The organism is Prosthecobacter sp., from assembly GCF_044373815.1.
Classification (GTDB): domain Bacteria; phylum Verrucomicrobiota; class Verrucomicrobiia; order Verrucomicrobiales; family Verrucomicrobiaceae; genus Prosthecobacter.
The window spans coordinates 1-9,645 of sequence record NZ_JBIPNG010000243.1 but is presented as its reverse complement, the minus strand read 5'-3'; the positions used below and the strand labels follow the sequence as shown (position 1 = coordinate 9,645).

Genomic DNA, 9,645 nt, shown 5'->3' with positions numbered 1-9,645 from the left:
GGTGATCTTTTCGACCTCCTTGAGCAGATGCCCGACCTGCACCGCCAGCTGCCTCCCTTCCACACCTCTGGCAAAGGAGAGGACTTGCTTTACCAGATCCGCGCCGCGTTTGGCGCTGCACTCAATGGTGGCAAGAATTTCATGTTTTTGAGCACTTCGCTCCTGAAGCTTCAGGAGCTCGATGGACATCATGATGGGGGCCAGTACGTTGTTGAGATCGTGCGCAATGCCGCCTGCAAGAGTGCCGATGCTTTCCATGCGCTGCGAACGTAAAAACTGCTGCTCGAGCTTTTTGCGTTCGGTAATGTCTGTGTTGATGGAGAGAATCGACTTGGGGCGGCCCTGAGCATCCTTGATCAAAGTCCACCGTGACTCCACGATCACCTGCCGCCCCTCTTTGTCATACTGCTGCATTTCACCGGCCCACTCTCCCTGTGCCATGACGGCTTTCATGACGGCAAGAAACTGCACCGGATCTCGATTGAGCAGCTTCATTTGCGAATGGTCCAGCACCTCACCGGCCTGCCAGCCATAAAGCCGCTCCGCGCTACGGTTCCAGTACAGGATACTATGCTCTTCCGGGCTGCAGACGATGATGGCGTCACGCGCCTTGTCCAGGAGGGAGGCCTGCTCGCGAATTTTGTCCTCGGCCATTTTGCGCTGGGTGATGTCGCGCATGATGCACTGCAGGCGACCGTCGGGAAGAATCGTTGAGCCGACTTCCGCAGGGAACAGTGAGCCATCTTTACGGCGGCACAACCATTCACTCCGCACCACTTCGCCTTCACTCAACTGCGACACTTCGGGCAGAATCCGCACCATCTCGCCTGAAGCAACGATATCGACAAAACCCATGTGTCTGAGTTCCTCACGAGTGTAGCCCAGCATCTGGCAGACTGCGGCGTTGGCTTCGAGCAGACGCCCAGCAGTGTTCGAGACCAGGATGCCGTCAGAGGCTGATTCAATGAGCGTGCGGAACTCGGCCTCGCTCGCCAGCAGGGCCAGTTCGGCCTGCTTGCGCGTCGTGATGTCCTCAGAAAAAATAATGATGCCACCGATCGTGCCGTCAGCCTGATGCCATGGCCGGATTTCCCAGCGGATCCAGTCAATGGAACCATCTGCACGAACGAACTTTTCATCATCACATTTTTCGACAGCACCAGCCAAGCAACGACGGTGGATCTCCATCCAGTGGGCCGGCACTTCGGGAAAGACGTCATAGTGGCTGCGCCCCGTGACGGACTGTTCGCCCAGACGGTAATCATGCATCCAGCGCAGACTGACCACGAGATACTTCATGTCACGATCCAGCATGGCGATGGCCGCCGGACTGTGTTGAACGCAGAGGCGCAGCTGCTCTTCTTTTTCCTGCAGAGCGCGCGTGCGTATCCTGACCTGGCCCGCCAGCATCCAGTTCAATCCAAGCAGCAGCGTCACCAAGGAGACGGCAGCCAATGCGGCGTAACCCAGGCTGCGCAAATAGGGATGGCCATCCAGAGTCTGCCCGAACCATTTTTTCTCGATCCAGGCGAGTTCCTTTGGACCCACATCTTCGAAACCTTTTTCAACCAACTGCAGTAGTCTGGCATTGCCTTTGCGAACCGCACGATGGAACTCCCCGATGCTGACGGGATCGGACATCCTGAACTCAGACCCCAGGCCAAGCTTCTGGAGAAAGTATTGAGCCGGCGGCTTGTCCATGACGAAGACGTTCACTTTGCGCTCGTTGGCCGCCGTGATGATGGCCTCGTAGTTGTTGTACAACAACATGGGGGTGATGTCATTTTCCTGCAGCAGCTTGACGACTGTGTCTCCCAGCTTGGCGGCGACTGGAAACCCCCGCAGGGAAGAGAGGTTGTTGATTCCAGCGATCGAAGAACGAAAAAAGATGGAGACTTCGATAGTTGAGTACTGCTTCCCGAAATCCAGATAAGCCGTGCGCTCCGGTGTTTTAAACATCGCGTCGATGACATCAAACTCACCTTCTTTCATCCGGCGCACGGCATCGTTTAAGTCCATGCCATGAATCTCAGCGGTGACTCCGGTGCGCTTTTCCCAAACACGCCATTGATCGATGATGATGCCCTGCAGACGGCCCTCATTGTCTCTGAAAACATAGGGTGGGAAATTGTCATCCGTCACCACACTGATGGTGTGAGGAATCGCAGACTCCTGCCCCGACACATCCATGGAGATGAGAAGGAACGACAAGAGCATGAGGAACAAACTCATGTGGCAGCGCACGCCTCCAGGCTGAGCCCGCGCTGAAGCAGCGGAGGAATTGAAGCGACGCAGCACAGATGTCGAACCAGCCCCCAGCGCCATGGTGCAAGAGGGAAATGAACCGGAAATGATGACAGGAAATTCAATCATGCTTCAAGGCGGGTTCGAACCTGGAGGTGCCGCCATCCCTGGCATGAATATGAATTTCGTTTCATTCGGTTAAAGAGAGGTGGTGCGCTGCGTGTTCAGCACTGTGTGAAGCATTCTCAGCAATGTTTCCGCCGTGTATGGTTTGGGGATGAAGTGTGTGACGCCCGCGTTTGCAGCCCTGGTCACCATGTCTTTCACGCTCAGGCCGCTGGCGGCGATGATGCGCACCTTGGGGTTCATGCGCATGAGGACCTGAATTGTCGCCGGTCCGTCCATGACCGGCATCATCATGTCCGTCAGCACCACTGAGATTTGATCTTTGTGAGTGGCGTACAAGGTGGATGCCTCGACACCGTCAGCCGCCGGCAGCACACGATAGCCAAAGGACTCCAGCGTCTGCCCGGTGATGTGCCGCACGGGTTCCTCATCATCAATCAGGAGCACGAGTTCGCCATTACCATGCGGCATCTCATTTTGCATAGGGGGAGGCATGCTCACGCCTTCCACCATCTGCGCCGGCAGGTACACCTGAAACTTGGAGCCCTTGTCCAATTCACTGGAGACACGGATGAAACCTTGATGGCTTTTGATGATGGCAAGAGCGGAGGACAATCCCAGCCCAGTGCCTTTGCCCAGCTCTTTGGTGGTGAAGAAGGGTTCAAAAATACGGTCAACCACATCTGGCGGCATGCCTGTGCCAGAATCTTCCAGCTCGATGAAGAGATACGGTCCGGGTTTTGCCCCGGCGATCATCGTCGCACATTGCTCATCCAGCATGTGATTGCCGGCGCTGAGCTTTAAAGTGCCGCCGTTGGGCATGGCATCGCGTGCGTTGACACACAAATTCAGGAGCATCTGATGAATCTGCGTGGGATCTCCCTGAACGATCCACAGATTTGCGGGGATATCACTGCTGAACCGGATGTTCTTGAGGAAGGTTTCATTGGCGATTTTTTCAATGCCTTTGAGAAGATGCCCGGTCTGCACCTCCACGCGCTGCCCTTCAACCCCCCGTGAAAATGAAAGCACCTGGCGCACCATGTCCGCACCGCGCCTGGCACTGTTTTCAATGGTTGCCAGCACGCCCAACCGCAGCGCATCCTGCTCATGCAGTTTGAGCAGTTCGATGGACATCATGATCGGAGTCAGTGCGTTGTTGAGATCATGTGCGATGCCTCCAGCCAATGTGCCGAGGCTCTCCATGCGCTGGGCACGCAGAAGTTGTTCTTCGACTTTTTTGCGCTCGGTGATGTCGGTATTGATCACCAGAATGCTGCGTGGCTGCCCTGCGGCATCACGCAGGAGGGTCCACCTTCCCTCAACGATCAGCTTGCGGCCATCTTTGCCGACCTGATTTAGCTCACCGTCCCATTCCCCGGTCTGCATGACTTTTTCAAACGCCTGCTGAAAAACTTCAGAGTTTTGGTCTTTGATCTCGGTCACCAAACGTCCAATCGCCTCAGCCGCAGTCCAGCCATAGAGGCGTTCAGCGCTCTTGTTCCAATAGGTGACCCGGTGATCGAGACCACACACCAAGATGGCATCTCTGGAGAGTTCGAGCAGGGATGCTTTTTCGTGGGCTGCCAGCTTGGATGCCTCCAACTCCTGCGTGCGCAGTTTCACACGCTGTTCGAGGTCCTGCAGATGAGATTTGGACTCCAGCAGCAACCGTGATTTTTCTGTGAGTGAAATGGCCAACTGAAGCACTTCGATGATGTCGAAGGGCTTTTTCAAAATGAGCATGCGATCACGTGGCTTGATCTGCTCCTGCACATCGCTCCAGCAGCAGTCCGCATAGGCGGTGCAGATCACGATCTGCATGTCAGGGCAGACCTGCCAGATCTGCCGTGTGGTCTCGATGCCGTCCCAGCCCGGCGGCATGCGGACATCGACAAAAGCCATGGCATAGGGCAGTCCCTCAGCCTGCGCGTTTTTGACCATCTGCAGCCCTTCCTCTCCCTGAGATGCGGTGTCGATGGTGAAAGTCTGCTTGGCAGCCTGCGCCGGCTGAGGGGAGCCAAACAATGCTGCTTCAGCAGCCTCAAGCGCATCATCTGCCGCATTAACCGGGGCCAGGATTTTGCGGAAGTCATCATGAATGGACCGGTTGTCATCAATGACTAAAATGCGCCGATGCGCTGCTGTCGTGGTTGTGTGTGTCATGGTTGGATTAATTCTCCAATGGCAGTGTCAAGGTGAAGGTGGCGCCCAGCCCCGGACCATCACTGTGAGCTTTTAAAGTTCCGCCCAGCTCCTTGGCGGCCAGCGCACCGCTGTGCAGACCAAAACCATGGCCCAGTTTTTTGGTGGTGAAACCGTGGGAGAAAATGCGACTGAGGTTTTCTGGAGCGATGCCTGTGCCATTGTCGATGACCGCAATTTCCAGCATCCCCTCCTGGTTTTGCGTCACGCGCACCATCATGCGCCGGTCGCCTTCGCTTTGATCCAGTGCGTGCTTGGCATTGCTCAGCAGATTCACCAAAATCTGCATCACTTTATGGCGGTCTGTTTTCAATGGCGGCACCTGAGCGATTTCACACGCCACATTGACTTCATGACGAGTGAAGCTGGCGGCGTTGATGCGGATGCTGTCGTCGACCAAGTCCGCCACGGACAGCACTTCGACGACACCGGTGCCACGTGCGTAGCGCTGCTGCATCGCCACGATCTCCTTGATGTGATCGATGTTTTTTTTCAGCATTTCCATTTCCTGGAGAATGGCCTGCTGAGGCTCTGCCAGGTGCACCGCCAGCTTGAGCAGGTAGTCCGGCAGCATTTTCCCGCGCGGATCCGTGGTGAAGAAGGCGGGCAAATCTGCCGAGTTCTGCTGCAAAAGCTCGGCCACATTTTTCAGACTTCCGGTCCTGAACTCGCGCACCTTGCTTGTCGCAAGCTCAGCCGAGACACCGACGCTGTTGAGGACGTTGCCCACATTGTGCAGCACGCTGGTGGCCACTTCAGCCATGCCGGCCAGACGTGAAGTTTCGAGCAATTCGGCCTGCGTCCTGCTCAATTCCGTCGTGCGCTCCACCACCTGACGTTCGATTTCCTCGTTGCTGCCTTCAAGTGTAGCGCGACGCAGAGCAATCTCGGACATTTCCTGGAGCATCCTGCGGATGGCGACAAACAGAATGGCGTCTTCAAACAGCACCCATCCTGCATGCTCGACCCAGCGCCATGAACTGGCGGTCAGAACACCAAACACGGACTGAGGCCAGTACAAGTCGCGGAGCAGATGATCAGCCGCCACCACGATGGTGGCCGTGGCGAGCACACGCCAGTCACGGTAAAAGGCGAGAAACGCCAGGGAGCCGAAAATGTGAAAGTGCGTTTCGATGCGACCTCCCGTCAGGTGAATCAGCAGAGCCGAAGTCAGCATCTGTGCGACGGCAATGACATGGCGGGTCACGGTCAAGCCGGGATACTGCCAGGCCAGCCATGCCGGAAAGCCGCTGATCGCTCCGCCGAGCAGAATTGCAGCCCAGACATGGACGTGGACCTGACTGGAGTCCCCAATCCAGGTGAGGGGGGAAATCCACAAGGCGGCTGCAATTCCCGCCAGCCATTGCACGATCATCAGCCGGGCAAACAGCTGATCGGTGTGCCGGTGCAAGTCATTCTCTGCGGCACTAAACAACTCTGCCGCGCGCTGTTGCAGGGCTGAGTCTGGCTTTGCCAATTGGGTGGCCGCCGTTTCATCAACGAGCGTGCTGGTTTGCTGACGCAGTCCAGTTGAGGAGCCACGCACCAATGCGGTTGCTTGATTCAAGGGGAGGCCTTGTGGCAGGGTGTTCGCGGCTACGGCTGACATGCGGTGCAGTCCTTTTGGTTGTTTACCCATCCTAGAGCACAGCCAAAAACAGGGTGGCTGGTGGCGGGGGGGATTTTTTGTTTCAACAAACTCTCGATGGCATCTCGTCCGGGATTGTCCCCGGCATGGCCGCGGCCAAGGGTGATGCCGCCTTGGAAAACCAGCCCGCCCTCGGAATCGTAGAGCAGTGTCTGGCCTGAGGTGACCGCCTGAAAAAGGCGGGCTTGTTCGCCTTCATGATCGACATTCACCTGAACTCCAGGGATGGAAGTGGCAGCATGCCACAGGTCGGTTTTCACCCATTCATCCTCCATGCCCTGCGGCTGGATGAACCACACCTGAGCACTGAACTTTCCCTGGCAGTGTGCCACGAGTTGTTCCAGCTCGCCGAGGGTCGCGCGGGAGCAGGGACAGCGTGGATGCAGAAACATGACCAGCTTGAACTGACCTGGATGACGCAGTGACAGGCTGGTTTCCGGCCAGTGTACTGGCGGGGTGCCGGTGGCGCCGACGGTTTGGGAATACTGCGCCATCAACAAGCTTCCCGTGATAACCACCCAAAGCCAGGCCACGGCAAAGGTGCTGATTTTCAATGCGGCAGAGCCAAAGCGTCTTGGCCCAATCACCTTGTCGGGTGAGGGCGTCGAATGAGCTGAGTTTGGCAAACCGGGGTTGATCACCCCTAAACATAAGGGTCGGCTCCAAAGCCCCCCAACTAAGCCATGCTTTATTTAATACGACCGAACCGCTTAGTGCCTCAGACTTTCCGATTCTCGTTTTTATCAATTGAGTTCCAACGGAATATCACCGGACTCCGAGGATCTGCTGGGTTCAGGAGCGCGCACTGCCCTGGCACCGTTGAAGCTTTCACTGTGAGCATGCTTATAACCGGCCGGATCGAGCGTCTGCCAGAGGCGGTCCCTTCTTTCGCTGGAACATCCAGTCTGGAGGAGAACGGCCAGCAGCCCTGGCAGCAGCAGAAGTCGGTGAAAACGAATGGAGGAGAGTGGTTTGCGGGTTTTCATCAGTGAAGAAGGCTGGGTTATTTCTGTCCGTAATACGCGCCCGGTCCGTGCTTGCGCAAATGATGCTTTTCCAGGATGTGCCCGGGGATGGAGCCCAAGGCGGGATTCAGGGTGGAAGAGCCGAGGGCCATTTGAGCACACATTTCGAGGGCAATGCTGTTTTTGAGCGAATCCATGGCGTTATTGCCAAAAGTGAACGGCGCATGATGGATCTGCAGGACAGCAGGCATTTCGAAAGGACTCAATTTCAGCTCGCGCAGGCGCTCGACAATGGCTACCCCGGTGAAATGCTCATAGTCCTGAGTCACTTCTTCGGGTGTGAGCGCACGCACAAGTGGAACAGTGCCGTGAAAGTGGTCCGCGTGCGTGGTGCCGAAGCAGGGGATCTCGCGACCCGCCTGCGCAAACATGGTGGCATGCAGGCTATGTGTGTGTGTGATGCCGCCGATCTCGGGAAATTCGCGGTAGAGGACGAGATGTGTTTTCGTGTCGGAGGAGGGCCGGAGGCTGCCCTCCACCACCCGGCCATCCAGGTCGAGAACGACGATGTCGGCGGGCTTGAGCTCCAAATAGTCCACGCCGCTGGGTTTGATGGCCCAGAGACCGGAGGCACGGTCGATGCCGCTGACGTTGCCCCAGGTCAGGCGTACGAGGCCGCTGGGTTCCAGGGCACGGTTGGCTTCACAGACTTGTTCGCGGAGGTCTTGGAGGGTCATTGATGGCAAGAAAGCCCAAACGTCTTACAATTCCAGCAACATAAACCGGCCCATGGGGCGTTAATACATTGATCCTTGAGAGTTGACGTGGGGAACGCCCCCGTTGACCAGTACCGCACACACACATGCCAGCCTCCGTCGCCCCCCCTGCTGTTCCTGATCAGGAAGCCATCGCCAAAGCCTCCCTCTGGGTGGCTCCGCTCCGAACCGAAATCGCCCGCGTGCTGATCGGGCAGACTGCCTTGGTGGACCGCCTGCTGGTGGCACTGCTGACCAACGGCCACGTGCTGCTGGAAGGTGTGCCGGGGATCGCCAAGACACTGGCCGTGCGCACGCTGTCGGGAACGTTGAAAGCCAAGTTCCAGCGGATTCAGTTCACGCCCGACCTGCTGCCTGCGGATGTCATCGGAACCATGGTCTATCATCCGAAAGACGGCACGTTCACACCGCGTCTGGGACCGATTTTTGCCAATCTGGTGCTGGCAGATGAGATCAACCGCGCACCGGCCAAGGTGCAGAGCGCCCTGCTCGAAGCCATGCAGGAGCGGCAGGTCACCATCGGCGAAAACACACACAAGCTGCCCGACCCCTTCATGGTGCTGGCCACGCAGAACCCGATCGACCAGGAAGGTACGTACACGCTGCCAGAAGCCCAACTCGACCGCTTCCTGCTCAAAATCCGCGTCACTTATCCGACACCAGTGGAAGAACGCATGGTGCTGGATGCGATGGCCACTTCGGCGCCGAAACTCGATGTGAACCAGGTCACGGACGTGACGGCCATCAGCGCAAGCCGCGTGGTGGTGAACGACTTGTTCATGGATGAAAAGATCCGCGATTACATCGTGGCCCTCATTCATGCGACGCGCCACCCTGAGGCATTGGCCCCTCATCTGAAGCTGCTCATCCGCTGCGGCGCCTCACCGCGCGGCACGATCAATCTGGCGCTGGCGGCCAAGGCGCTGGCCTTCCTGAACGGTCGTAATTATGTCATTCCGCAGGATATTAAAGACCTCGCCCCAGACATCCTGCGCCACCGCATTCTGCTCTCTTATGAAGCCGAGGCGGAGGGAGTGACCACGGATGATGTGGTGAAGACACTCCTGGACAAGCTGCCTGTTCCTTAACACCGCCCACACCGTGAACGGGGAAACTGTGCAGAACGACAACGACGCCAGACTCACGCGCATCCTCAAGCGCGTGCGGCGCATCGAACTGCTCACGCGAGGCATGGTGAAGGAGATGCTGGGCGGCCAGTACCACTCCCGCTTCAAGGGCCAAGGAATCGAGTTTGATGATTTTCGGGAGTACCAACCCGGGGACGATGTGCGCTTCATTGACTGGAATGTGACTGCGCGAATGAATGATCCGTTTGTGCGCAAGTATGTCGAGGAACGTGAGCTGACGGTGATGATCTGCGTCGATGTCAGCGGCTCGGGTGACTACGGCAGTCAGGAGGATTCGAAACGCGAACGTGCGGCGGAGATTGCGGCGGTGTTTGCCTTCAGCGCCGTGCAGAACCAGGACAAGGTGGGGCTAACGCTCTTTTCCGACGGCATCGAGCACTACCTGCCCGCACGCAAAGGGGCGCCCCATGCGCTGCGCATTCTGCGTGACATTTTAAACATTGAACCCAAGAAGCACGGCACGGACATCAAGCCCGCACTTGATCTTGCGCTCGAACGCATCGCCCATCGGGCGCTGGTGATCCTAGTTTCCG

8 protein-coding genes are annotated in these 9,645 nt (G+C 57.3%); 3 read left to right on the top strand and 5 right to left on the bottom strand.

Features of this window, described 5'->3' with window-relative positions:
* The 4 genes from ACIREA_RS18695 to ACIREA_RS18680 all read right to left on the bottom strand — a co-directional run.
* A partial coding sequence (locus ACIREA_RS18695) for a PAS domain S-box protein (protein WP_397383853.1) occupies positions 1–2,232 on the bottom strand: 2,232 nt, incomplete at its 3' end.
* A 210-nt stretch (positions 2,233–2,442) separates the two neighbouring features.
* Positions 2,443–4,536 carry a response regulator gene (locus ACIREA_RS18690; protein WP_397383852.1) on the bottom strand — a complete coding sequence of 698 codons (2,094 nt, stop codon included), beginning with the start codon at positions 4,534–4,536 and terminating at the stop codon, positions 2,443–2,445.
* 7 nt (positions 4,537–4,543) lie between these two features.
* Positions 4,544–6,184: a sensor histidine kinase gene (locus ACIREA_RS18685; protein WP_397383851.1), complete on the bottom strand. Its 1,641-nt coding sequence runs from the start codon at positions 6,182–6,184 to the stop codon at positions 4,544–4,546.
* A complete protein-coding gene (locus tag ACIREA_RS18680; RefSeq protein WP_397383850.1) occupies positions 6,172–6,777 on the bottom strand; it encodes a RedB protein in 606 nt (201 codons plus the stop codon). The genes ACIREA_RS18685 and ACIREA_RS18680 overlap by 13 nt, the downstream gene beginning before the upstream one ends.
* 285 nt (positions 6,778–7,062) lie before the next feature.
* Between ACIREA_RS18680 and ACIREA_RS18675 the strand changes: the two genes are divergently transcribed.
* Complete coding sequence (locus ACIREA_RS18675) at positions 7,063–7,215, top strand: hypothetical protein (RefSeq protein ID WP_397383848.1); 153 nt, start codon at positions 7,063–7,065, stop codon at positions 7,213–7,215.
* 11 nt (positions 7,216–7,226) lie between these two features.
* On the opposite strand, the gene araD is transcribed toward ACIREA_RS18675, so the two are convergent.
* Complete coding sequence (gene araD, locus ACIREA_RS18670) at positions 7,227–7,925, bottom strand: L-ribulose-5-phosphate 4-epimerase AraD (protein WP_397383847.1); 699 nt, start codon at positions 7,923–7,925, stop codon at positions 7,227–7,229.
* A gap of 125 nt (positions 7,926–8,050) precedes the next feature.
* On the opposite strand from araD, the gene ACIREA_RS18665 reads away from it, so the two are divergent.
* Positions 8,051–9,052 (top strand): AAA family ATPase, encoded by a 1,002-nt coding sequence (locus ACIREA_RS18665; RefSeq protein WP_397383846.1) that lies wholly within the window; start codon positions 8,051–8,053, stop codon positions 9,050–9,052.
* A 13-nt stretch (positions 9,053–9,065) separates the two neighbouring features.
* The coding region (locus ACIREA_RS18660; protein WP_397383845.1) for a DUF58 domain-containing protein at positions 9,066–9,645 on the top strand (580 nt) is incomplete at its 3' end.

What these genes read in the sequence shown, in the direction of transcription:
- ACIREA_RS18690 (WP_397383852.1), bottom strand. Translation starts at nt 4,536, where the DNA reads ATGACACACACAACCACGACAGCAGCGCATCGGCGCATTTTAGTCATT.
- ACIREA_RS18685 (WP_397383851.1), bottom strand. Translation starts at nt 6,184, where the DNA reads ATGTCAGCCGTAGCCGCGAACACCCTGCCACAAGGCCTCCCCTTGAAT.
- ACIREA_RS18675 (WP_397383848.1), top strand. Translation starts at nt 7,063, where the DNA reads ATGCTTATAACCGGCCGGATCGAGCGTCTGCCAGAGGCGGTCCCTTCT.
- araD (WP_397383847.1), bottom strand. Translation starts at nt 7,925, where the DNA reads ATGACCCTCCAAGACCTCCGCGAACAAGTCTGTGAAGCCAACCGTGCC.
- ACIREA_RS18665 (WP_397383846.1), top strand. Translation starts at nt 8,051, where the DNA reads ATGCCAGCCTCCGTCGCCCCCCCTGCTGTTCCTGATCAGGAAGCCATC.